Below are 22792 nucleotides of genomic sequence, written 5' to 3'. Positions count from 1 at the left end.
ACACTAACGTTCGTGGACGACGACCTCGGCCGCTTTCGCCACTGACGGGTCCACCGGCCGCAGCACGTCGGCTGCGGTACCCCACTGGCTGTACTCGGCGACGCTCCGCTCCCGCTGCCGATCGACCGACGGCCCACTGCGCTCGGCCCTGACCACGCGGTCCTCGTCGTCCACCAGGACGACCAGCCGCACGTCGCCCTGCACGTAACTGCCGGAGTGCGGCGTTCCGCCCGCGCTGAACTCGAACCGGTTGTCGTCGTGCGCGACGAGGCGGATCGTCTCGCGGTCGAGGTCGCGGAACACGTTGCCGGGGTGGTAGTCGATCTCGGCGAGGGACAGGTCCGTCAGGTAGTTCCAGCACCAGCTCATGCCCTGGGTCTCCAGCCGTGCGAACGTCTTGCCCGGCGGCAGCGTGAGGTCGTCGTGCTGCAGGTAGACGTCCTGGTCCAGGCTCACCGCGCGGTAGTCCGTGACGCCGTACCGCTGTTGCACGTGCGCTGTCACGTCCTGTTGCGCGACAGCGCCCCCGTTCCTGTTGACGTGCATGACGCCCGCGAACGTGCGCCGGCGCGGATCGTCGCCCTCGACCTCGATCTCGACTTTGAACCGCACCGACTCCTGCTCGCGGATGGTGTCGAGCCACCGGCCGAGCAACGCCACCGGGTCAGCGGGCGCCGCAGTGCACCCGGCCAGGACCAGCAGCAGCGACAGGGCGAGGCGCATGCGAGGAGTCTCGCAGCAGGTCAGGGTCCGATCACTCGAATTCCGCTCAAGTTTCGCTTGAGCGGCCGTTCGTCTAGGACACAACCTGACCGCAAGTGGTCATACAGTCCTTCATGTCGGGACAAACGAGCGAAGGACTGGACGATGACCACCACCGAGACCCTCACCGGCGAGCGCGCGGACCTGCTCGAGACGTTGCGCCAGCACCGCTGGTTCCTGACGTTCACCGCGCAGGGTCTGACCGACGAGCAGGCGGCGTCGTCGCCGACGGTCAGCGCACTGTCCATCGGCGGCCTGATCAAGCACGTCACGCGGGTCGAAGGGAACTGGATCCGGTTCATCGAGGAGGGCACGTCGGCGATGGAGCCCACCGCCGACACGCACGAGAACCACGAGAAGAACTTCCGGATGGAGCCCGAGGACACGCTGGAGGGTCTCCTCGCGCGCTACCACGAGGTCGCGGCCTACACCGACAAGCTGGTCGAGACGGTCGACCTGGACCTGGCGCACGCGCTGCCGGCCGCCCCGTGGTTCCCCGAGGGCAAGACGTGGTCGGCGCGCCGCGTGCTGGTGCACATCATCGCCGAGACCTCGCAGCACGCGGGCCACGCGGACATCATCCGCGAGACGATCGACGGCCAGAAGACGATGGGCTGAGGTTCCTTCTCAGGGCCTCGGTGGCGAGAAGGTCGAGAGGAACTGGTCCCGGAAGTCGCTCATCCGCGTCACCGGGGCCGATCCTCCCGGCCTGATCCCGTCGTCCCACTTCCAGGCCTCGACGCGCTGGAGCACGGCGGGATCCTTGGCGACGATGGTGATCGGCACGTCCCGCGACGCCCCCTCACCGGTCACCATCTGCGCCGGCTGGTGGTCGCCCAGGAACACGAACACCAGGTTCTCGTCGCCGTAGCGCTCCAGCCACGAGACCACCGACTCCAGCGAGTACGAGATGGAGTGCGCGTAGTCGCCGCGCACGGCCGCCGGGTCGCGGCCGAAGATCGACTCGGGCGGGTCGTTCGAGGCGGGCATGGTCGAGTAGATCGAGCCGTCGCCGAGCTTGTCCCACTCCACCGAGTCCGGGGTCGGTGACCACGGCGCGTGCGACGAGACCATCGGGATCGCGGCCATCACCGGGCCGTCCTGCTTGGCGCGCTCGTTGCGTTGGAACGACTCCAAGGTGAACTGGTCCGGCGTGGTCGCGTAGCCGAACCGCGGGCCCTTGTAACCGAGGTCCTGCGCGGCATAAACCTTGTTGTAGTGGAAGAAGTCGCCTTCCGGCCACGCCTGCGTGATGCCGGGGACCACGCCGACCGAACGCCACGACGCCTCGCGGAAGGCCCGCGGCAGCGTCAGCCGGTCCGAGGCCACGAGATTGCGGTAGCGCTGCTGGTTGTCGATCCACAACCCGGACAGCAGCGTCGCCTGCGCCATCCAGCTGCCGCCGCCGGCGGTCGGCGACGTCAGGTAGGCGGACTTGGCCGTGTAGCCGGCCGCCTTCAGACGATCATTGCCCTGGGCGAGCTTGGCGGCGACCTCCGGCATGTCGAGCGCCGACTTGCCGTAGCTCTCCACGAAGTTGATGACGACGTCCTTGCCCTGCAACGAGGACAGCAGCCCTGGGTGGCCGCGGAACGCGTCGACCGAGGACTCCTCCGCGAACACCTCCTGGTCGTGCAGCCCGGCCTGAACGCGCCGCGCGTGGTCGACCAACGAGGTCGCGGCGGCGTCGGAGTAGACCGGAATCCCAGGCAGCGCAAGCGAAACACATGCCACCGCCACCAATGCGACCGCGCGGATCGCCACCGGACGCCGGCCGGCGGCGGCAGAACTGAGCCGCAGCACCGAGACCGAGGCCAGGAACACGATCCCGCCGACCAGCGCCACCGCCGCGACCACGGCCAGGACCGAGGCGAAGCGGCCGAACGTCACGTCCACGAAGTCGATCGCGGGCACCAGCAGCGGCCAGTCCAGCACCAGGTCGAACGGCCGGTACAGCACCATGTCGAACCCGATGTCCATGATCTTCACGATGGTGAACACGCCCAGCGCGACGCCGCCGACGATCGCGGCCGGCTTGCGGAACCGGTCCGGCAGCAGCACCAGCACCATGACTCCGACGAGACCCTCGAGCGGCACCCGCAGGAACGCCTCGGGGGTGAACTTCTCCAGGTCGCTCGGTGCGATGAGCACGAACAACACGAACAGCCCTGCCAAGACCGTGGCCGTCCGCCGCAGCAACATCCTCACCGAGATTCCCCTTTCCTGACCTATGAGATAAACGCACGGCGACCCGCGTCCGGTTCAACTGCACTACCATCGAGTCCGTGACCCGCCCGCACGTTCTGCTGAGCGTCGCCGTCAGCCTCGACGGCCACATCGACGATCGCGGCACCGAGAGGTTTCCGCTTTCCAACGCCGAGGACTTCGATCACGTCGACCGGATGCGCGCGGAGTCGGACGCGATTCTCGCCGGGGCGGAGACGCTACGACGCGACAACGCACGCCTGCTCGTCTACAGCGACGAGCGGCGCGCGCAGAGAATAGCGGACGGCAAACCGGAGTTCCCACTGCGGGTCACCGTCACCAGGAGTGGCCAGTTGGACCCTGAGCTGCGATTTTGGCACTGCGGCGGCACCAGGCTGGTCTACACCAAGAACCCGACGACCACGGTCGACCACCTGGCCGAAGTCAAAACCTTCAGCGAATTCTCAGAGATTCTGGACGATCTCGGCGCACGCGGCGTGCGAAAACTCATGGTCGAAGGCGGCACGAGCATTCACACGGCGTTCCTGCAAGCCGGACTGGCCGACGAGATCAGGGTGGCGGTCGCACCGATGCTGATCGGGCAGGCGACCGCTCCGCGTTTCGTGAATCCCGCCGAATTCCCCGGTGGACCGGCGCGCCGATTCCACCTGGAGGACGTCACGAAAGTCGGAGACGTCGCGGTGCTCCGTTACTTCCCGAAAATCACTTCTTGACGAGCTTGAGCAGTCCGAGGATCTGCTCGCGGCGGTAGACCGCGATCACGAGCGCCCACACCATGAAGATCAGGGGCATCGTCGCGTCGTCGAGACCACCGTTGGTCACGAGGAAGAACTCGGTGAGCGCGGCGCCGCCCATGATGCCGGCCAGGCCCAGCGCCGCGATGCCGCACACGCGCGGGATGAGCAGGCCGATCGCGGTACCGATCTCCAGCACGCCGGTGAAGTAGCGGAACCACTGGCCGAAGCCGATGTCGTCGAACTTCTTCACGAAGTCGTCGGTGAACAGCGCGTAGCCGTTCTTGAGGAACTGGAGCGCCAGCGCGATCTGCAGGATCCAGACGACGATGTTGCCGATCTTCGCCGCGGTCGAGGTCTGCTCAGACATGACCGGATCCTGCCACCGCGACTCCGGCGTGACGCCACAGCCACAGCACGTCGCGGCCGAACGACCACACCAGCGACGCCAGCGCGAGGCCGACGAGAACCGCCGCGAACGGGAGCAGCCCCGAGGCCGCGACGACGAGGAAGATGCCCTGCACGGCGGCCACGACCTTGCGCGCGTAGCTGGCCGGCAGCGGTGCGTTCATCCAGCGGAAACGCCACGACGCGGCGACGAACACGTACCGCATGAGCCCGATCGCGAGCACCCACGGCCCCATGTGCACGGCCACGTACGCGCTCAGCACCAGGATCAGGAACGCGTCGACCTCCATGTCGAACCGCGCACCGAGCGCGGACGAGGTGCCGGTGCGGCGCGCGACCTGACCGTCCACCCAGTCGAGGGACAGCGCGACGGCCGCCAAGGACACGACCAGCGTCACCGGAACGTCCTGACCAGCGCGATCGGCGACCAGCGCGGTCACCGCGCCGACCATCAGGCCGCGGGCCAGCGTGACCCGGTCAGCCGGGCCCAGCGACCTGGTGCGGTGCCGCTGCATGCCGTAGCCGAGGAACGCCCACGTGGCGAACCCGTAGGCGAGACCGGCGGCCCAGCCCAGCGGTCCGAGACCGGTGGTGACACCGACCACGCCCAGCAGGAGCACCTGGGCGATCGCCCACGCGGCAGGCTCCCGAACGACAACAGGTGTCCTGGTGTGCTGAAGTGTGATCATCAGGTGCCCCTAGTGGACTTCGTGCGGCGGAGGTGTTGTGAGTGACACGTACGGCGAGTGCCTTTTGGCTCAATGAATCCGGAAAAGGGGAAGTCCGGCAGGTCACGCTGGCCGGGCCCGGTCCGGGTGAGGTCGAGGTGCGCACGCTGTTCTCCGGCGTGAGCCGTGGCACGGAGACCCTCGTCTTCCGCGGTGGCGTGCCGGAGAACCAGTACGCGACGATGAGGGCTCCTTTCCAGGAGGGCGAGTTCCCGTGGCCGGTCAAGTACGGGTACCTCAACGTGGGCGTGGTTGAACACGGGCCCGAACAACTGCGTGGGCGCACGGTGTTCTGCCTCTATCCACATCAGACTCGTTACGTGGTCCCGGAAAGCTCGGTCACGGTCGTGCCCGACGCGGTTCCTGCCGGTCGCGCGGTCCTCGCGGGCACCGTCGAGACGGCCGTGAACGCCGTGTGGGACGCGCATCCGTTGATCGGTGACCGGATCGCGGTGGTCGGTGGTGGCATGGTCGGGTCGAGCATCGCGGCGGTGCTGGCGACGTTCCCCGGCGCTCGCGTCCAGCTGGTGGACGCGGATCCTGCCCGGCAGGCCGTCGCCGACCAGCTCGGTGTGGGTTTCGCCTTGCCGGACAACGCTCTCGACGGCTGCGATCTCGTTTTCCACGCCAGTGCGACCGAACCCGGCCTCACCACCGCTTTGAACCTGCTCGCGCCGGAAGGCCGGGTCGTCGAGCTCAGCTGGTACGGGGACCGGAAGATCGCCGTGCCGCTGGGCGAGTTCTTCCACTCGAAGCGGCTCACGATCCGCAGCAGCCAGGTCGGCACGGTCGGCCGCCCGGACCGCAGCTACGCCGAACGCATGGCGCTCGCGCTCGACCTCCTCGACGACGACCGGTTCGACGCGCTCATCACGGGCCACAGCGCGTTCGAGGAGCTCCCGGACGTGATGCCGAAGCTGGCCGACGGCGAGATTCCGGCGCTGTGCCACCGGATTGACTACGGTCCCAAGGAGAATGGACACAGCCATGTTTCCTCGTGACACCACGGTCGACGTCCGCGACCAGCGCGTGGCCGTGCTCCCGGTCGGCAGCACCGAGCAGCACGGCCCGCACCTGCCGCTCGCCACGGACTCGGTGATCGCGTGGACCATCGCGTCGGAGATCGCGGCGCGGCACCCGGTCCGGTTGCTGCCGCCGATCCAGTTCTCGTGCTCGCAGGAGCACGCCGACTGGCCGGGCACCGTCAGCATCTCCGCGAGCACGTTGATCTCAGTGGTCACGGACATCGCGGACTCTTTGCGGCGTACCGGGGTCACCGGCCTGGTGCTGGTGAACGGCCACGGCGGCAACTACGTGCTGTCGAACATCGTGCAGGAGTCGCAGGGCCTGGCGTTGTTCCCCGGCCGCGACGACTGGGCGTTCGCGCGGGAGAAGGCCGGCATCGAGACCTCGGCGTACAGCGACATGCACGCGGGTGAGCTGGAGACCTCGATCCTGCTGCACGCCCACCCCGATCTCATCCGGCCCGGCTACGAGACTGCTGACCACCTGGCGGAGGACCGGCGGCACATGCTCACCCTGGGTCTGGCGCCGTACACGTCGTCCGGCGTCATCGGGCGTCCTTCGCTCGCGTCAGCGCGCAAGGGCGAGCTCCTGCTCGCGGGGCTGGCCGAGTCCTTCGGCCACTACCTCGGACTTTTCGACCTTGGTACGGCGTGACAGGAACAGCACGACCGCGCCGGGCAGCGCCGCGATCAACGCCAGCACGCCGTAGACGATGCCCGTGGTGAAGCCGTGCTGGGCCCCCAGTCCGGCGGCGCTGAACGCCACCGCGAGGAACGCCTCGCGCGGCCCGAACCCGCCGATGTTGACCGGGATCGCCATGATCAGCAGGGCCAGCACCACGACCGGCGCGAGCTGCGTGATCGTGGCGTCCGACCCGGCGGCGCGGGCGGCGACCACGAACATCGCCACGTAGCCGGCGACCGTCGCGGCCGACAGCCCGAGCACCGCCGGCAGGGTCTTCAGCGAGAGCAGCCGGATGCCGTCCGCGAGGGTGTTGACCAGGACTTTCCGCACGGGCTTGATGCGCCAGCCGACGGCGACGAGCGCCACCAGACCGACGAGCACGAGACCGGCGGCCATGCCGTTCAGCCCGAGGTCGAGGCCGGGCGCGGGGTGCAGGAACAGCACCGCGAGCCCGATCCCGATGAGCACCATCTGTCCGGCGAAGCGTTCGAAGAACACGGCGCGCACGCCTCGTCCGACGTCGCCGGACTCACGGCCGTGGTTGACCGCACGGTGCACGTCACCGAGCACGCCCGCGGGCAGCACGGCGTTGACCAGCAACGCGCGGTAGTAGTCGCTGACCGCGGTGCGCAGGGACAGCGACAGGCCGAGGCGGCGCGCGATGAGCACCCAGCGACCGGCGCTGAGCAACGTCGTCACGAACCCGATCGCCAGCGCGGCGGCGACGGAGAACGCGTCGATCGCGCGCAGTCCGTCCAGGAACGCTCCAGTGCCCAGGCGCACGCCCATGGCCACCAGGATCGCCACCGCCAGCAACAGGCGAAGCCACGGCCAGAACTTCTTCATCACACAGCCCTCGGTATCGCTAGCAGGTCGACGTGGTGGACCACCGCGGAAGCCTCTGACCTGCGGCGCAGGTACTCGGACGCCTCATCGGCGAGTGCGGGTTCCTGCTCGACCGCCGCACCGACCCAGCCCTTCAGCCACTCCCCGAGCAGGGCGTCGGCGTTCAGGTGCCAGGGGCTCGAAGCCGTTCGAACCGAAGCTCCGGCTGCCACGAATGCTTCTTCAGCAGCGGCCGGAGCATCCGGCCCGAGGAGCCTGCGCCCGTCGACGACGCGGCGCTGGTGAGCGTTGAACGCGTCCTGGAAGGCGGCATCGAGCGGCTCGGCCGGTTCGATGTCGATCCGGCCTGCCACCGAGAGCGTGAACAGTGCGGGCACATGTGCTTCTACGCATGCAACCGCCAGAGCGTTCATCTCGTCAGAAGTGAGCAAGTCGAGCAGTGCGGAGCACGTGACCAGGTCAGCGCCCGCGAGATCAGCGGCGGTGAGCGCGGTCAGGTCCCCCTGCCGCGTCTCGACGGTGACGTCCTTCAGCTCGCTCATGCTGGCCTCCGCCAGCCCGAGCAGCCGGGGGTCGCGGTCGTGCAGCACCCAGTGCTGTACGCCGCCGAGCCTCCCGGCGAGCCATCGTCCCATCGATCCCGTGCCACAACCCAGATCACGGATCGTCAGCGGGTTTCGGTTCACCAGAGTTTCGCGGACCACGTCCACGAGCTCCGTCGAGCGTGCGGACGCGTCGGCGCTTTCCCGCAGTGCCAGCCATTCCGGGGCGAAGGTCATGGCCGCAGACTAGCCAGCACCCTCCGCAGGTCCTCTGTGGATTCGTCCCAAGTGGACAGATTGACCCGTCTGGTGATCGCTCTGGCGCGCAGCTCCGCCCGGAATTCCTGATCTTGGAACCAGCGCGTTAGTGCAGCTTCCAATGCATTTTCGTCGCCCGGCGGGAGGAGCAGGCCGCCGTCTCCGAGCGCGTCCGGCACCGCGCTCGCGATGACCGGCAAACCCCGTGCGAGCGCCTCGGTGACGACCATGCCGTAGGTCTCGTTGCGTGACGCCAGCACGAACAGGTCGGCGCTGGCATACGCGCTGCTCAGAGCCTCACCGGTGAGTGGTCCGGGATAGCTGACGCGCTCGTCTCGCGGGAGCTGGGCGAGGAACGGCCGATGTGGGCCGACGCACGTCAGCCGCCAGTCGACGTCGATCTTCCGCAACGCTCTGACCAGCAGGTCGTGGCCCTTGCGGGGTGTGATGGACGCGACGCAGAGCAGGTGGTGCACGCCGTCCGTGCCGGTCGCTTCCGGCGCCGGATCGGTGCCGGGGAGCACGACGTGGACGTGGTCGAGCCCGTGCCTGTTCCTGATGTCGAGCGCCGCCGTCGGGCTGGTCGCGATGACCGCGCTCGCGGCCCGCAGGACCTGCTGTTCCTTCTCGTTCAGGAGCGCGGCGGTCGCGGGATCGAGCCCGGTCTCGTCCGCCAGCGGCAGGTGCACCAGCACGGCGAGCTTCAACCGTCGTGCGTGCGGCACGACAACTTCGGGTACACCGCAGCTGACCAGGCCGTCGAGGAGCACGACGTCCCCGTCCGGGATTCCCGCAAGCGCTTGCTCCAACGCCGTGGCATCACTCGGTCGCGGCCAGTCACCAGCGACGGTCAGTCGGTTGAGGCCTGTACCGACCCGTCTGTCGTAGACGTTGCCGCCGCTGGGACTGTCCGGATCGTCGACGTCAGCCGGCAGTACGAAGTGCACGTTCGTAGCCGGCCCACGCCACATGGGACTCGTGGAGTGTGACGGCGATCGCATCGATGCCGTGAGCACCCTCACCCAGAGCACCCTCGGAGATCCGGTCCGCGAGCTGGTCGGCGATGTGTTTCGCCAGCCACTCCGTGGACGTGTTGATGCCCGCGAACTGCGGTTCTTCGTCCAGGTTGCGGTAGTTGAACGCGGCCAGGACCTTGCCCAGCTCCTGCGTGGCGAGTCCGATGTCGACAACGATGTTGTCCGAATCGAGCTCAGCACGTTTGAACGTAGCGTCCACCAGGAACGTTGCTCCATGCAGACGTTGTGCCGGACCGAAGACCTCGCCGCGGAAACTGTGGGCGATCATCACGTGATCGCGGACGGTGATGCTGAACAGGATGACCTCCGCTGTGCGGTCGGGTTACGGTGCGATCTCCATCCGAGCGTAGCTGCACGCTCGGGAGGCGCCGTGTGGACGAGGGGACCCGAGATGTTCGAACAGGCCTTCAACGACGAAGACGTAGCGGAGTCCGACCTGGTGACCCGCCGTGGCACCTTCCGCGCAGTCGCGTTCCGCGCGGACGGCCACGAGCACATGGCGCTCGTCTACGGCAAGACGAAGCTGCGCGAGAACGTCCTCGTTCGCATCCATTCCGAGTGCATGACGGGCGACATCTTCGCCGCCATGCGCTGCGAGTGCGGCGAACAGCTGGACGCCGCGCTGAACACCATCGTGCGCGAGGGCAGCGGCATCCTCGTCTACCTGCGCGGCCACGAGGGCCGTGGCATCGGCCTGGTCGACAAGATCCGCACGCACGTCCTGCAGGACCAGGGTCTCGACACGCTGGACTCGGCCACGTCTCTCGGCCTGCCCGTGGACGTCCGCGACTACACCCCCGCCGCCCGCGTGCTGCGCCACCTCCGGGTTCAGTCGGTGCGCCTCATGTCCAACAACCCGGACAAGATCGCGGCCCTGGAGTCCAACGGAATTCCGGTGACCGCCAGGGTTCCGTCGTTGATGACGCCCAACGCGCACAACATCGCGTACCTGACGGCCAAGCGCGACCGGCTCGGTCACGATCTGCCGCAGGTCGACTCCTTCCCGTTGCCGCACGCCCGCTGACCGTTGCTTTCCCAGCATGTGGCGCTCAGAATGTCTCGATGCTGGCGCTGCGAGCAGGGCGTGCCTTCGACGGTGAGCGAACGCTTGCCGGTCCCGTCACGGTCATCACCGAGAACGGCACGATCAAGGCCGTCGAGCAGGGTCTTCCGGACGTACCCGGTGCCGAGGTCGTCGATCTCGGCACCGCGACCGTCCTACCCGGACTCATCGACACCCACGTCCACCTGGGCGCGGACAGTGAGAACGGCGCGCTGGACCGCCTGCCCGGCTACACCGCCGACCAGCTCGACGCGGTGATCGCGGAAAGCCTGCACCGCCAGCTCAAGGCCGGCGTCACCACGGTCCGCGACCTGGGCGACCACCAGTGGTCCGTGATCGACCAGCGGGACCGCCACCGGCAGCGCGTGCTCGGCTCCGGCCCGCCCATCACCTGCAAGCGGGGTCACTGCTGGTCGATGGGCGGTGAAGCCTGTGGCGAGGAGGAACTGCGCCGGGCCGTCCGCGAGCGGGCCGAGCGCGGGGTCGACGTCGTGAAGATCATGGCCAGCGGCGGCTTCGCGACGCCCGGTAGCAACGTCTCCGACTGCCAGTTCACCGAGCACGAACTCCGCGTCGTCGTCGAGGAGGCCCACGCGCACGGGCTGCCGGTGACCGCCCACTCCCACAGCCTCGCCTCGGCACAGCGGGCCGTGGCCGCGGGTGTGGACGGAATCGAACACCTGTCGTGCCTGACCGATCACGGCATGCACGTCCCCGCGGACCTGCTGGACGCGTTGGCGGAGGCGGAGATCACGGTCTGCCACACGCTCGGCGTCACGCAGGAACCGCCGCCCTTCATCAGGGAGGCGTGGGACAAGATCGGCATGAGTTACGCCGGCAAGGTCAGCATGGCCGGCCTGATGTACGACCACGGCGTCAGGACCGTCGCCGGCACCGATGGTGGCATCGGAGGCGGCAAGGGGCACGGGGTGATCGCCTACTCCGTCACCGACCTGGTCAAGGGCGGTGTGCCGAACAAGGCCGCGCTGGCCGCGGCCACGAGTCAGGCGGCGAGGGCGCTCAGCGTCACCAAGGGAATGCTCAGACCCGGCTGGGACGCGGACATCATCGCTGTGCAGGGTGATCCGATGCGGGACATCACGGCTCTGCACGACGTGACCACCGTGATCATCGGCGGTCAGATCGTGACGACGACCTTGCCGCGCGACCGTCGCGAGTAGACGTACTCGATCGCGTCGAGTGCTTCGGACAACGGGAAAGTCCGGTCCACCGCGGGTTTCAGCTTGCCCGCCTCGATCATCAGACGCAGCTCGTCGAAGACCTCACCGCGCTCGGTGGACATCAGCGGCACGAACTTCTTCGAGGAGAACGGGTTCAGCGCGACCGATCCCAGCGACTTCTGGAACCCGCCCGTGATCGATCCCCCGGTCTCCGCGCCGACCAGCACGATCCTGCCGCGCTCGTTGGCCGCCTTGCGCAGCCTGGACAACGGTCTGCCGCCGCCGCAGTCCAGGATGAGGTCGTACGTGCCGGTGAAGTCTGCGACCGTGTAGTCGAAAACCTCGTCCGCGCCCAACGAGCGCACCAAATCCACCTTGCGTGTGCTGCACACGCCGGTCACGTGGGCGCCAAGGGCTTTCGCGATCTGTACCCCGTACGACCCGACGCCGCCACCGGCGCCGAGCACCAGAACCCGTTGCCCGGTTTGAACTCCGCGCAGTCCCTGCAGCGCGGTTCCACCCGAGATCGGCACCGCGGCCGCTTCGGTGAACGAGATGCCCCGCGGCTTGCGCGCCAGCCGTGCGACCGGCGCGACCGCGTACTCGGCGAACGACCCCTCGCACGTGCCGAACACCTCGTCGCCGAGGTCGAACTCGGTGACACCAGGCCCGATCTCCTTCACCACGCCGGACACGTCGCGTCCCGGCACGGGCGACTTCGGCCCGCGGAACCCGAACCCGATGACCCGCACCAGGTAGGGCTTGCCGGTGAGCAGGTGCCAGACGCCCATGTCGACGCCCGCGGCCCGCACCTCCAGCAGAACCTGCCCTTGCCCAGGCACAGGCACATCGAGATCACCGAGCACTGCCGATCCGTATCTTCGTTGCACGACAGCCTTCACAGCTCTTCCTCCTCCGGGTACTGGAACACCTCTTCGAGCGACACCCCGAACACGCGCGCGATCTTGAACGCGACCTCCAGCGAGGGCGAGTACTTCCCCTGCTCGATGGCGATCAACGTCTGCCGCGTCACCCCGATCGCCGACGCGAGGTCGGCCTGCTTCATCTCGCCGTGCGCGAACCGCAGGGCGCGGATGGAGTTCGTGACCTTCGTGGGCTTCATGCCATCCCCCGCCGGTAAGCGAAGATCTTCGCCACCGAACCGAGCACCGCGGACAGCACGAAGCACAGGTAGAGCACGTTCGCGATCCAGAAGTACGGCGCTTCGAACACCGCCAGCGCCATCGCGGAGACGCCGCCGATGATGACGAACGACTGGCCGACGTGGTCACCGAACCGGCCTATCTCGCGGTCGCGTTCGTCGGTCTGCATGCCGTCGTTGCGCGCGGCGATGCCGAACCAGATCCCGGTCACGATGCCGACGACGATCCCGAACACGATCGTCCACAGCAGCGCGCCCGCGTACGGCGCCTCGACGAGCGGTCTCCCGTCCGCCCCAAGCAGGACGACCAGTACATATGCGGCATAGCCGACCACCGCTGTGATGGCCAGCGCCCACGCCCGCTTCTCCTCGACCGCCATGGTCCAGCTCCTGATGTCAAAGAAACCTGACACGACCAAGGTAAAGCGAAGCAGACACCGTGTCAAACATCTTTGACTTATGCTGTGACTTGATCAGCGCGTCCGTATGGCGGTCGACTGCCTCCGATCGGACCCATTAGCGTGCGACACATGCTCCGTCCGATCCTTGTTGCGTGCGCGCTTGCCCTCACGGCGTGCGGCCAGGCCGCGCCGGCGGAACCGCCCGCCGGTACCAGCACGCAACCACCGTCGTCGTCGCAGCCCGCCCCCTCCCCGGCGGCCGCGCCCATGGTCGCCACGCCCGAGGTGTGCCCGCTGCCCGACAGCGGCTTCGAGTGCGGCTTCCAGAAGCGGATCGTGGAGGCGCGCAACTACGCCGAGACCAGGCCGGGCAGCGTCGGGATCGTGCTGCGCGACCGCAAGGCCGGGGTCACGTGGCGCAACGAGCACGCGGACGACATGACGTGGACGGCGTCGACGATCAAGCTCGCGATGGTGGTGAACCTGCTGGAGCGCAACCGGGCCGGCAAGATCACGCTGACCGCGGACGACCGCCGGCTGATGACCGCCATGCTGCACAGCTCCGACGACGACGCGGCGGACACGCTGTGGAAGCGCTACGGCGGCGCGACGTTCAACGCGGCGTTCCCCAAGTACGGCATGACCGATTTGGTGGCCCAAAAGGGTTATTCGGCCAGTTTTCCCTATTGGGGCTTTGAGAAGTGCACGACGAACGACCTCGACCGCCTGATCAACTACGTGCTCGACACCGTGCCGGCGGAGGACCGCACCTACATCGTCGGGCAGATGCGGCAGGTCGGCCCCGAACAGCAGTGGGGCGTCTGGGGACCTGACTCCGGCGCGAAGAACGGCTGGTCCGAAGAGGATGGCGGCTGGGTGATGAACTCGGTCGGGTTCGTCGGGCAGGACGAGCGGTACACGCTCGCGATCATGAACAACCTCAAGGGCGAGGGCGCCTACGACGCGGGCCGCGCCACCGACACGGAGATCACCCGCCTGCTCTTCCGCTGATCAGCGGACCCGCATCGGCTCGAAGTGAAATGACCGGATGAAGCAGTCACGGGGCTGGTTCACGGCGAACAGCACGCAGTCGGCCACCGACCGCGCGGTGAGCACACCCTCGCGCGCCGCGTCGTCGTCGTTGTCGAAGTCCGGTGGGTACAGCGAGATCATGCGAATGCCCTCGGGCCGCAACCGTTGCGACATGATCTCCGCATAACGCCCCTGTCCCGCCTTGGCCGCGTGGAATGCCGCGTGCGCGACGTGCGCGGGATCGCTTCGCGACTCGGCTTCCAGCGACACGATCGTCACGATGTCCGGGCGTTCGGAACGACGCAGCAACGGCAGGAAACTCTCGGTCGTCAACACCGTTCCGGCCGTACCGGACAGGATGGTCCGCACGATCGCGTCGTCATCCGCCTGCGACTCCGCGAGGAACGCGGCCCCGTTGTTGACCAGCACGTCGACATGACCGAGCAGTTCCCCCACCTGTTCGGCGCAACGCCGGACCGACGCCGCGTCCGTCAGGTCGCATCGCAGCGCGTGTGCGTCCGGTAGCAGATCGCTCGTGCGTTGTGCGGCAACGAGATCACGGGCCGTGACCACCACCGTCGCACCCTGTTCCGCGAACCGCCGCGCGATCGTGCGTCCGAAACCCCTGCCACCACCGGTGATCACCACGTTCACAACCGGGATGGTGCAACCTCCAGCTCGCCGGAGGTCAAGCCTTCGTTCACGACGCTGGTCAGCGCGCGAGGTCCGGCACCTGGGCGACGAGCTCTTCCGGCGCGGACAACCGCCACGCCTCGAACACCAGCTCCGCCAGCTCGTCGGCCTCGATGCCCTCCAGGTACACCACGACCCAGCCGAAACCGCCGGCGGTGAACTGCACTTCGAACACGTCCGGTCGTTCGGAGACCAACGCCAGCTGCTCGGACAGCGTCTGCTTCAGCCCGACGGTCTGCGTGCGCGGCCAGTAGTAGCCGAAGATCTTGCCCCGCACGCGGAACGTGTCGTACTGCTGACCGGAGGAGCGCTGCACCTCGGCGAGCCCGTCCACGATCTTGAAGAGCTGCTTGTCCCGTGTTGCCACTGCCGACCCCCAAAAGCGGAAGAGCAGCAGTATATGAGGACTTCACCGAACTGGTTGCTCTACGGCGACCGCCGTGGGCGTGACACGGCTGCGTTGGGTCAGCACGACGCACACGACCACCACCGTGGCGGTGGCAAGGGCGGGCCAGCCGACCGGTTCGCCCAGCACCACGGCCGACCACATGAGAGTCAGGACCGGTTGGGCCAGCTGGATTTGGCCGATCTTGGCCACGCCGCCCGCGGCCAGGCCCGCGTACCAGGCGAAGAAGCCCAGGAACATCGAGATCAGGGCCACGTAAGCGAAACTGAGCCACACGACGGGCGTGGTGCGCGAGAAGTCCGCTGTGTAGCAGGAAATCGGGATCGTCACGGGGAGCGCGACGACCAGCGCCCAGCAGACCGTTCGCGCGCCGCCCAGTTCGCGGGAGAGTGCGCCGCCCTCGGCGTAGCCCAGGCCGCACAGCACCACCGCGATCAGCAGGTAGACGTCGGCGGTGCCGAGGGAGCCGGAGAAACCGCCGCCGGTGGCCACGAAGGCCAGCACCGCGAGCAGGCCGGCGCCGCTGGCCAGCCAGAAGGCGATGGGTGGGCGTTCGGCGGCGCGCAGGACCGCCCAGATCGCCGTGCTCATGGGCAGGACGGCGATCACGACGGCGCCGTGGGCCGAGGTCTGGGTGGTGAGGGCCAGGGAGGTGAAGAGCGGGAAGCCGATCACGATGCCCGCGGCGACGATGACCAGGCGGCGCACCTGTGTTACCGAAGGTCGTGGCGCACGGGATAACGCGAGGTAGGCGATCGCCAGAGCGCCGGCGACGGCCGCGCGGCCGAACGCGACGAACCACGGGTCGAGACCTGCCACTGCCAAGCGGGTTGCTGGGAGGGAGAAGCTGAAACCCAGCACGCCCAGCGCGCCGAGTGTTACCCCTGCGGGCAAGATAACGTTACTCTTGGCTCTCATGAATGATGATAACGCAGCCGTCCGCGTTATCGAGGACCTGAGAGCCACGGCACTCGCCGGGCGAGCGGGCGACCGGATGCCGTCGGTGCGCGATCTGATGGCGCGGCACCGGGCCTCTCCCGCGACGGTGCAGCAGGCGATCCAGCGCGTGGCGGCAGAAGGACTCGTCGAGGTGCGTCCCGGCCGGGGCAGTTACGTCGCGCAACACACGCCCGCCACCAGCCACGACCTGTCGTGGCAGGCTGTCGCGCTCGGCGAGGGCAGGCCGGGTGAGGAGCTCGTGGCGAACCTCCTCGCGGTGCCGAAACCCGAGGCCATCCCGTTGTCCAGCGGCTACCTCGACCCCGACCTGCAGCCCGCCGACGCACTCGGCGCCGCGTTGAGCCGGGCGGCTCGGCGGCCCGCCTCGTGGGGGCGCGTTCCGGTGGAGGGCAAGGAGGAGTTGCGCGCCTGGTTCGCGAAAGAGGCGGGCGGCGAGCTCAGGGCCGGCGACATGACGGTGTGCGCGGGCGCGCAGGAAGCGCTCGCGACGGTCTTCCGCGGGCTCGGTGACCGCGGTGACACCGTGCTCGTCGAGTCGCCCACCTACCTGGGCGCGATCGCGGCCGCGCGCGACGCGGGACTCAAGGTCGTTCCCGTGCCGGCGGATCAGGACGGCGTGCGGCCGGACCTGCTGCAGGCCGCGTTCGAACGCACCGGCTCGAAGCTCTTCTACTGCCAGCCGTTGCACGCGAACCCGCACGGCGCGGTGCTGTCCGACGAACGACGGCCCGAGGTCATGCGGATCATTCGCCGAGTCGGCGCGTTCCTGGTCGAGGACGACTGGGCGCGCGGCTTCACGATCGACGGCGCCGCACCGCCGACGCTGGCCTCGCAGGACAGCGACGGCCACGTCGTCTACGTCCGCTCGCTGACCAAGGTCGCCGCGCCGGGGCTGCGCGTGGCCGTGATCGGGGCGCGCGGACCGGCGGGCACCCGGCTGAAGAACACCAGGTCGCGGCAGGACCTGTACGTCGCCGGGCCGTTGCAGGAGGCGGCGATCGACTTCGTGACGTCACCGGTCTGGCGCCGGCACCTGCGCACGCTCCAGCAGTCCTTGAGGTCGAGGCGCGACGCTCTGGCCCGCGCGATCCGCGAGCACCTGCCGGAGTTCGAGGTCGCGCGGTCGTCCGGGGGCCTGCACCTGTGGGCGACGTTGCCGGACGGCGTCGACGAGCAGGAGCTGACGACAGCTGCCGCGGCCCGCGACGTGGTGGTCTTCCCGGGACGGCCGTGGTTCGCCGCTGAACCACCGGGCGGTTTTCTCCGTTTGACCTACGGCGGCGCACCTGAGCACGTGCTCGCCGAGGGCGTGCGGCGGCTGGCCGACGCCGTGGCCGCCGTGTCTGACGTGCGGTGATGACCCGGTCGGGTGACTTGTATCGTTCATTAACTTGACTCAATCCAGAAAAGACGGCAGGGTGGCTCCCGTGCCCACGGCTTCCGACTTCGAGCGCATGTTGCGTGGAGCGTCACTTCGGGTGACGGCTCCGCGGATTGCTGTGCTGTCCGCCGTGCACAGCAACCCGCACGCCGACACGGACTCGATCATCGGTGTCGTGCGTCAGAACCTCGGCGCGGTCTCCCACCAGGCCGTTTACGACGTGCTCCGGGCACTGACCGGAGCACGCCTGTTGCGACGCATCGAACCTCAGGGCTCCGTTGCGCGTTATGAGGCGCGCGTCGGGGACAACCACCACCATGTCGTGTGCCGATCCTGCGGTGCCATCGCCGACGTCGACTGCGCAGTCGGCGCCGCGCCGTGCCTGGACGCATCCGACGACCACGGGTTCGTCATCGACGAGGCCGAGGTCATCTACTGGGGCACCTGCCCCGAGTGCACGACCGCCGCGAAAAGTTCCTGAACACCCGGAAGGATTCCCGTGTCCGACAGCACTGACACCAAGGTGAGCGAGTCGCAGCAGGGTGAGTGCCCGGTCGCTCACAGCCGGCGCAGCCACCCCAGTGAGGGCGGCAGCAACCGCGACTGGTGGCCGAACCAGCTCAACCTCCGGATCCTCCGCAAGCACCCCGTCCAGGCCAACCCCATGGGCGGCGAGTTCGACTACGGCAAGGAATTCCTGACCGTCGACCTCGACGAGCTGGCCCGCGACGTCGACGCCGTGCTCACCGAGTCGAAGGACTGGTGGCCCGCGGACTTCGGCCACTACGGCCCGTTCATGATCCGCATGGCGTGGCACAGCGCGGGCACCTACCGCACCCACGACGGCCGCGGTGGCGCCGGCGCGGGCATGCAGCGCTTCGCTCCGCTGAACAGCTGGCCGGACAACGGCAACCTGGACAAGGCCCGCCGGCTGCTGTGGCCGGTCAAGAAGAAGTGGGGCAAGAAGGTCTCCTGGGCCGACCTCATGATCTTCACGGGCAACCGCGCGCTGGAGACCATGGGCTTCGAGACCTTCGGCTTCGCCGGTGGCCGCGCGGACGTGTGGGAGCCGGACGAGGACGTGTACTGGGGCCCCGAGACCGAGTGGCTCGGCGGTGACGCGCGCTACAGCGGTGAGCGCGACCTCGAGTCCCCGCTGGCCGCGGTGCAGATGGGCCTGATCTACGTCAACCCGGAGGGCCCCAACGGCAACCCGGACCCGCTGGCCGCGGCCCGCGACATCCGCGAGACGTTCGGCCGCATGGGCATGAACGACGAGGAGACCGTCGCGCTCATCGCCGGTGGCCACACGTTCGGCAAGGCTCACGGCGCGGGTGACCCGTCGCTGGTCGGCGTCGAGCCCGAGGGTTCGCTGCTGGACGCGCAGGGCTTCGGCTGGATCAGCACGCACGGCACCGGCAAGGGCCGCGACACGATCACCTCCGGCCTCGAGGTGACCTGGACGCAGCAGCCCACCAAGTGGACGAACCTGTTCTTCCGGAACCTGTTCGAGTTCGACTGGGAGCTCACCAAGTCCCCGGCCGGCGCGCACCAGTGGAAGCCGAAGGACGGCGCGGGCGCCAACACCGTGCCGGACCCCGAGGACGGCACGCTCAACCGCACGCCGATGATGCTGACCACGGACCTCGCGCTGCGGTTCGACCCGATCTACGAGCCGATCTCGCGCAAGTTCGCGGAGAGCCACGAGGCGTTCGCGGACGCCTTCGCCCGCGCGTGGTTCAAGCTGACCCACCGCGACATGGGCCCGATCCAGCGCTACCTCGGCCCGCAGGTGCCGCAGGAGGAGCTGATCTGGCAGGACCGTCTGCCGGTCGTCGACCACGAGCTCGTCTCCGCTGACGACGTGGCCGCCCTCAAGGCCAAGATCCTCGAGTCGGGCCTCTCGATCTCGCAGCTGGTCAAGACCGCGTGGGCCTCGGCCTCGTCGTTCCGCCAGAGCGACAAGCGCGGTGGCGCGAACGGTGCCCGCATCCGCCTCGAGCCGCAGCGCGGCTGGGAGGTCAACGAGCCCGACCAGCTCGCGCAGGTGCTGCGTGTCCTCGAAGGCGTGCAGGAAGCCTTCAACAGCGCGCAGACCGGCGGCAAGAAGGTCTCGCTGGCCGACCTGATCGTCCTCGGCGGCGCCGCGGCGATCGAGCAGGCCGCCAAGGCCGCGGGCCACTCCGTGGAGGTGCCGTTCCTCGCGGGCCGCGCCGACGCCACGCAGGAGCAGACCGACGCCGAGTCGTTCGCCGTCCTGGAGCCCACCGTCGACGGCTTCCGCAACTACGGCAACAAGGCCACCCCGCTGCCGTCGGAGTACCTGCTGATCGACAAGGCGAACCTGCTCGGTCTCTCCGCACCGGAGATGACCGTGCTGGTCGGCGGCCTGCGCGTGCTGGGCGCCAACCACGGCGGCTCGACCGCGGGCGTGCTCACCGCCAAGCCCGAGACGCTGACCAACGACTTCTTCGTCAACCTGCTCGACATGGAGACGGAGTGGAAGTCGGTCACCGAGGACCAGGAGAACTTCGAGGGCCGCGACCGCGCCAGCGGTGCCGTCCGGTGGACCGCCACCCGCAACGACCTGGTGTTCGGCTCGAACTCCGAACTCCGCGCCGTCGCCGAGGTCTACGCGAGTGACGACGCGTCCGAGAAGTTCGTCGCGGACTTCGTCCTGGCCTGGAACAAGGTCATGAACGCGGACCGCTACGACGTCTGATCCAGCCCTTCCCCGGTACCCCAGGCCACTCCCCCGGCCTGGGGTACCGGCGTCTTCGGGAGCCACAGCTGGAGCACTTCCGGGTCCACTTCGGACAGTGCGCAACTGCTGGCTCGTGGTCACGTTGACAACTCCCGTTCGACCGAAGGACTGAGCCGTGCCCGACCGGCCTGAGATCGTCTGCATCTGCGGCTCCACGCGGTTCGTGGACGAGATGCGTGCGGCGAACCGTGATCTGACCCTCGCAGGTGTCATCGTCGTCGCGCCGGGCGAAGCAGGCGAGTTGCTCACCGACGAGCAGAAGGCCGCGCTGGACGCTCTCCACCTGCGCAAGATCGATCTGGCTGACCGGGTTCTGGTCGTCAACCCCGGCGGGTACATCGGCGAGTCCACGAGCAGGGAGATCGCATATGCCCGCGCCACCGGCAAGCCGATCTCGTACACCGATCCCGCCTGACCAGCAGACGCTTCATGGTGCGCTGGCGACGAGTCTCAGTCGGACTCGGGTCCGGGTTGTGTTGCGCTGCAACGCTTATCGCTTGACGCGCGGTAACACGGCGGTGGCCTCCGGGTCGCCCTTCGAGCGCTGGCGCAGGCGCGTCACCACGAACAGGCCGAGTGCGACGGCCACGGCGGCGAGCACCAGCTTCTGGAAGATGCCGGCGTAGTCCTCCACGCGGTGCCAGTTCTCGCCCAGCAGGTAGCCGGCGCCGACGAAGATGGTGTTCCAGATCAGGCTGCCCAGCGTGGTGAGCGCCAGGAACACCGTGAAGTTCATGCGTTCCACGCCTGCGGGCAGGGAGATGAAGCTGCGGAACAGCGGGATCATCCGGCCGAGGAACACGGCTTTGGTGCCGTGGCGGGTGAACCAGGCTTCGGTCTTGTCGAAGTCGCTCACGTCGACCAGCGGGATGCGGGCCACCAGGCGGCGGGTGCGGTCGCGACCCAGGAGCATGCCCGCGAGGTAGACGATGATGGCGCCCGCCACAGAGCCCAGGGTGGTCCAGAACAGGGCGGCGGGCAGGCTGAACACGCCCTTGCTCGCGGAGAAGCCGGCCAGGGGTAGTACCAGTTCACTCGGGATCGGCGGGAAGAGGTTGTCCAGGCCCACGATCACGGCCGCGCCGAAGCCTCCCAGCGTTTCCATGACGTGCACTGCCCACTCAGCCAGCATTGATTTCCCTTTCGCAGCAATGGTTCTGGGTCGGGGTCAACGCTAGGAATTCACAACGGCGGGCGCCATGAGGTGGACCGTTGAGAATCAGGGTGGGAAACCGCAGGGGAATACTGTGGGAAACCGCAATGCCGGGGCTGATCGTGGCCAGTACCGTGGCGAACGTGCATCAGGAGGAGCAGCTCAGCGCGGGATCGCTGGTGCGCGGGTGGTTCCGGACGTTCTACGGCGTGTTGATGGGGGCGTGGACCGCCCTGCCCGACCTGTTGGCGGCGATGCTGGGCGTCGGCGTGGTCAAGATGACCCAACTCGAACTCGGCCGGATCGCGCGGTACGGCGAGGCGGCGCACGCCGATCCGCTCACGCCGCGGCGGTGCCAGCGGTACCTCGGGGTGCGGTGGCTGGTGGGCGGCATGGGTGTCGGGGTGATCTCGATGCTGATGCTGTTCATCGCCACGGCGCTGTCGATGATCACGGCGTGGCTCTTCGACGGCAAGTGGGGGCTGGTCAGGGACGGCGACGTGGTCGACACGCAGCTGATCCTGGTGGCGACGGTGCCGGGCACGTTGCTCATCTTCGTCACGCTGGCGGGGATCACCGGGGTGGCGAAGCTCGACCAGTGGCTCGCCACCACGATGCTCGGGACCAGTCAGCAAACGCTGCTGCGCCAACGGGTCGCGGTGCTCACCAGCACGCGGGCCGAGGTGATCGAGGCGATCGACGACGAGCGCCGCCGGATCGAGCGCGACCTGCACGACGGGGTCCAGCAGCGGCTCGTCGCGCTGGGGATGCTGATCGGGCGTGCGCGGCGGGCGAAGGACGACGAGCAGCTCCAGCAGCTGCTGCGGCAGGCGCACGACACCGCGGGCGAGACCATCGACGAGCTGCGCGAGGTCGCGACGCGGGTCTACCCGGCCGTGCTCGACGACTCCGGGTTGGACACGGCGCTGGAGGTGCTGGCGGAACGGTCGAGCGTGCGCGTCGAGATCAGCAACGAACTGCGCGAGTCGCCCGGCACCGCGCTGGAGACGGTGATCTACTTCGTGGTGTCCGAGGCCGTCACCAACGCGGCCAAGCACGCCGCGCCGTCGGTCGTCGAGATCTCGGTGTGGCAGAGCGAGCAGGACATCGTGGTGGTGGTCAGGGACGACGGCGTCGGCGGCGCGGACCCGAGCGGCAGCGGGTTGTCCGGGCTCGCCAGGAGGGTCAAGGCGGTGGACGGCGGCTTCGAGGTGATCAGCCCGCGGGGCGGTCCCACCACGATCTGCGCGAGGGTGCCGTGCGCGTGATCCTGGCCGAGGACTCGACGCTGCTGCGCGAGGGCCTCATCCGCCTGCTGGCCGAGGAGGGCCACGACGTCGTGGCC

The 22792-nt window shown here is 68.5% G+C and carries 27 protein-coding genes and 1 pseudogene; 13 read left to right on the top strand and 15 right to left on the bottom strand.

The features are described 5' to 3' along the window. Window positions 1-3: 3 nt before the first annotated feature. Window positions 4-723, bottom strand: a complete 720-nt coding sequence (locus B0F77_RS02605; protein WP_086661127.1) for a hypothetical protein — start codon at window positions 721-723, stop codon at window positions 4-6. Between the two features lie 144 nt (window positions 724-867). On the opposite strand from B0F77_RS02605, the gene B0F77_RS02600 reads away from it, so the two are divergent. Further along, window positions 868-1380 carry a DinB family protein gene (locus tag B0F77_RS02600; protein ID WP_086661126.1) on the top strand — a complete coding sequence of 171 codons (513 nt, stop codon included), beginning with the start codon at window positions 868-870 and terminating at the stop codon, window positions 1378-1380. A gap of 9 nt (window positions 1381-1389) precedes the next feature. On the opposite strand, the gene B0F77_RS02595 is transcribed toward B0F77_RS02600, so the two are convergent. Beyond that, window positions 1390-2964 carry a sulfatase-like hydrolase/transferase gene (locus tag B0F77_RS02595; RefSeq protein ID WP_086661125.1) on the bottom strand — a complete coding sequence of 525 codons (1575 nt, stop codon included), beginning with the start codon at window positions 2962-2964 and terminating at the stop codon, window positions 1390-1392. 83 nt (window positions 2965-3047) lie between these two features. On the opposite strand from B0F77_RS02595, the gene B0F77_RS02590 reads away from it, so the two are divergent. Further along, on the top strand, window positions 3048-3701 hold the full coding sequence (locus B0F77_RS02590) for a RibD family protein (protein ID WP_086661124.1): 654 nt from the start codon (window positions 3048-3050) through the stop codon (window positions 3699-3701). Here B0F77_RS02590 and B0F77_RS02585 read toward each other — a convergent pair. Together B0F77_RS02585 and B0F77_RS02580 are read right to left on the bottom strand one after the other, a co-directional pair. After that, window positions 3691-4092, bottom strand: a complete 402-nt coding sequence (locus B0F77_RS02585) for a DoxX family protein (RefSeq protein ID WP_086661123.1) — start codon at window positions 4090-4092, stop codon at window positions 3691-3693. The genes B0F77_RS02590 and B0F77_RS02585 overlap by 11 nt on opposite strands. Beyond that, the gene (locus B0F77_RS02580) at window positions 4085-4819 is read right to left on the bottom strand and encodes a CDP-alcohol phosphatidyltransferase family protein (RefSeq protein WP_086661122.1); all 735 of its coding nucleotides are present in this window, start codon (window positions 4817-4819) and stop codon (window positions 4085-4087) included. Before B0F77_RS02580 ends, B0F77_RS02585 begins: the two co-directional genes overlap by 8 nt. A gap of 41 nt (window positions 4820-4860) precedes the next feature. Here B0F77_RS02580 and B0F77_RS02575 point away from each other — a divergent pair, with 41 nt between their 5' ends. Together B0F77_RS02575 and B0F77_RS02570 are read left to right on the top strand one after the other, a co-directional pair. Continuing rightward, window positions 4861-5859 (top strand): zinc-dependent alcohol dehydrogenase, encoded by a 999-nt coding sequence (locus tag B0F77_RS02575; RefSeq protein WP_086661121.1) that lies wholly within the window; start codon window positions 4861-4863, stop codon window positions 5857-5859. Then, the gene (locus B0F77_RS02570) at window positions 5846-6538 is read left to right on the top strand and encodes a creatininase family protein (RefSeq protein ID WP_245847784.1); all 693 of its coding nucleotides are present in this window, start codon (window positions 5846-5848) and stop codon (window positions 6536-6538) included. Before B0F77_RS02575 ends, B0F77_RS02570 begins: the two co-directional genes overlap by 14 nt. On the opposite strand, the gene B0F77_RS02565 is transcribed toward B0F77_RS02570, so the two are convergent. Genes B0F77_RS02565 through B0F77_RS02550 form a run of 4 tightly spaced genes read right to left on the bottom strand, consistent with a single transcriptional unit; the run spans window position 6452 to window position 9549 of the window. After that, a complete protein-coding gene (locus B0F77_RS02565; RefSeq protein ID WP_086661119.1) occupies window positions 6452-7414 on the bottom strand; it encodes a lysylphosphatidylglycerol synthase transmembrane domain-containing protein in 963 nt (320 codons plus the stop codon). The two genes, B0F77_RS02570 and B0F77_RS02565, sit on opposite strands and share 87 nt — an antisense overlap. Further along, the gene (locus B0F77_RS02560; RefSeq protein WP_086661118.1) at window positions 7414-8193 is read right to left on the bottom strand and encodes a class I SAM-dependent methyltransferase; all 780 of its coding nucleotides are present in this window, start codon (window positions 8191-8193) and stop codon (window positions 7414-7416) included. Before B0F77_RS02560 ends, B0F77_RS02565 begins: the two co-directional genes overlap by 1 nt. Next, the gene (locus B0F77_RS02555) at window positions 8190-9161 is read right to left on the bottom strand and encodes a glycosyltransferase family 4 protein (RefSeq protein WP_245847783.1); all 972 of its coding nucleotides are present in this window, start codon (window positions 9159-9161) and stop codon (window positions 8190-8192) included. The genes B0F77_RS02560 and B0F77_RS02555 overlap by 4 nt, the downstream gene beginning before the upstream one ends. Beyond that, window positions 9139-9549, bottom strand: coding sequence for a 6-pyruvoyl trahydropterin synthase family protein (locus tag B0F77_RS02550; RefSeq protein ID WP_086661116.1), 411 nt, complete (start codon window positions 9547-9549; stop codon window positions 9139-9141). The genes B0F77_RS02555 and B0F77_RS02550 overlap by 23 nt, the downstream gene beginning before the upstream one ends. 93 nt (window positions 9550-9642) lie before the next feature. Here B0F77_RS02550 and ribA point away from each other — a divergent pair, with 93 nt between their 5' ends. Both ribA and B0F77_RS02540 read left to right on the top strand, forming a co-directional pair. After that, on the top strand, window positions 9643-10275 hold the full coding sequence (gene ribA, locus B0F77_RS02545) for a GTP cyclohydrolase II (RefSeq protein ID WP_086661115.1): 633 nt from the start codon (window positions 9643-9645) through the stop codon (window positions 10273-10275). Window positions 10276-10313: 38 nt separating this feature from the next. Next, on the top strand, window positions 10314-11495 hold the full coding sequence (locus B0F77_RS02540) for an amidohydrolase family protein (protein ID WP_086661114.1): 1182 nt from the start codon (window positions 10314-10316) through the stop codon (window positions 11493-11495). Here the strand turns inward: B0F77_RS02540 and B0F77_RS02535 are convergent. The 3 genes from B0F77_RS02535 to B0F77_RS02525 are packed head-to-tail and all read right to left on the bottom strand — an operon-like array spanning window position 11453 to window position 13037. Beyond that, entirely contained in the window at window positions 11453-12397 is a 945-nt protein-coding gene (locus tag B0F77_RS02535; protein ID WP_086661113.1) for an NAD(P)-dependent alcohol dehydrogenase, read from the bottom strand. The two genes, B0F77_RS02540 and B0F77_RS02535, sit on opposite strands and share 43 nt — an antisense overlap. Beyond that, window positions 12394-12618, bottom strand: coding sequence for a helix-turn-helix transcriptional regulator (locus B0F77_RS02530; RefSeq protein WP_086661112.1), 225 nt, complete (start codon window positions 12616-12618; stop codon window positions 12394-12396). The genes B0F77_RS02535 and B0F77_RS02530 overlap by 4 nt, the downstream gene beginning before the upstream one ends. Continuing rightward, window positions 12615-13037, bottom strand: coding sequence for a hypothetical protein (locus B0F77_RS02525; protein ID WP_086661111.1), 423 nt, complete (start codon window positions 13035-13037; stop codon window positions 12615-12617). Before B0F77_RS02525 ends, B0F77_RS02530 begins: the two co-directional genes overlap by 4 nt. 150 nt (window positions 13038-13187) lie before the next feature. Between B0F77_RS02525 and B0F77_RS02520 the strand changes: the two genes are divergently transcribed. Further along, window positions 13188-14069, top strand: a complete 882-nt coding sequence (locus B0F77_RS02520; protein ID WP_211293635.1) for a serine hydrolase — start codon at window positions 13188-13190, stop codon at window positions 14067-14069. Here the strand turns inward: B0F77_RS02520 and B0F77_RS02515 are convergent, their stop codons facing one another. The 3 genes from B0F77_RS02515 to B0F77_RS02505 are packed head-to-tail and all read right to left on the bottom strand — an operon-like array spanning window position 14070 to window position 16083. Beyond that, window positions 14070-14744, bottom strand: a complete 675-nt coding sequence (locus tag B0F77_RS02515) for an SDR family oxidoreductase (protein ID WP_211293634.1) — start codon at window positions 14742-14744, stop codon at window positions 14070-14072. 58 nt (window positions 14745-14802) lie between these two features. Continuing rightward, complete coding sequence (locus B0F77_RS02510) at window positions 14803-15150, bottom strand: MmcQ/YjbR family DNA-binding protein (RefSeq protein ID WP_086661108.1); 348 nt, start codon at window positions 15148-15150, stop codon at window positions 14803-14805. 42 nt (window positions 15151-15192) lie between these two features. Next, window positions 15193-16083 (bottom strand): DMT family transporter, encoded by an 891-nt coding sequence (locus B0F77_RS02505; protein ID WP_211293633.1) that lies wholly within the window; start codon window positions 16081-16083, stop codon window positions 15193-15195. A gap of 22 nt (window positions 16084-16105) precedes the next feature. On the opposite strand from B0F77_RS02505, the gene B0F77_RS02500 reads away from it, so the two are divergent. From B0F77_RS02500 to B0F77_RS02485, 4 genes are all read left to right on the top strand, one after another. Next, the gene (locus B0F77_RS02500) at window positions 16106-17506 is read left to right on the top strand and encodes an aminotransferase-like domain-containing protein (RefSeq protein WP_086661107.1); all 1401 of its coding nucleotides are present in this window, start codon (window positions 16106-16108) and stop codon (window positions 17504-17506) included. A 70-nt stretch (window positions 17507-17576) separates the two neighbouring features. Continuing rightward, entirely contained in the window at window positions 17577-18011 is a 435-nt protein-coding gene (locus tag B0F77_RS02495) for a Fur family transcriptional regulator (protein ID WP_086661106.1), read from the top strand. Between the two features lie 18 nt (window positions 18012-18029). Further along, the gene (gene katG, locus B0F77_RS02490; protein ID WP_086661105.1) at window positions 18030-20252 is read left to right on the top strand and encodes a catalase/peroxidase HPI; all 2223 of its coding nucleotides are present in this window, start codon (window positions 18030-18032) and stop codon (window positions 20250-20252) included. Between the two features lie 157 nt (window positions 20253-20409). Beyond that, a complete protein-coding gene (locus B0F77_RS02485) occupies window positions 20410-20709 on the top strand; it encodes a hypothetical protein (RefSeq protein ID WP_086661104.1) in 300 nt (99 codons plus the stop codon). A gap of 75 nt (window positions 20710-20784) precedes the next feature. On the opposite strand, the gene B0F77_RS02480 is transcribed toward B0F77_RS02485, so the two are convergent. Then, window positions 20785-21399, bottom strand: coding sequence for a DedA family protein (locus B0F77_RS02480; protein ID WP_245847782.1), 615 nt, complete (start codon window positions 21397-21399; stop codon window positions 20785-20787). Between the two features lie 191 nt (window positions 21400-21590). On the opposite strand from B0F77_RS02480, the gene B0F77_RS02475 reads away from it, so the two are divergent. Continuing rightward, entirely contained in the window at window positions 21591-22715 is a 1125-nt protein-coding gene (locus tag B0F77_RS02475; protein WP_245847781.1) for a sensor histidine kinase, read from the top strand. Beyond that, window positions 22706-22792 (top strand): annotated as a pseudogene (locus tag B0F77_RS49605) (DNA-binding response regulator); the annotation flags it as partial. The gene B0F77_RS02475 and the pseudogene B0F77_RS49605, both read left to right, overlap by 10 nt.

Origin of the sequence: Lentzea kentuckyensis (assembly GCF_002150765.1) — a bacterium.
In the GTDB taxonomy this organism is placed as follows: Bacteria; Actinomycetota; Actinomycetes; order Mycobacteriales; family Pseudonocardiaceae; genus Lentzea; species Lentzea kentuckyensis.
This window is presented reverse-complemented; position numbering and strand designations above follow the sequence as displayed.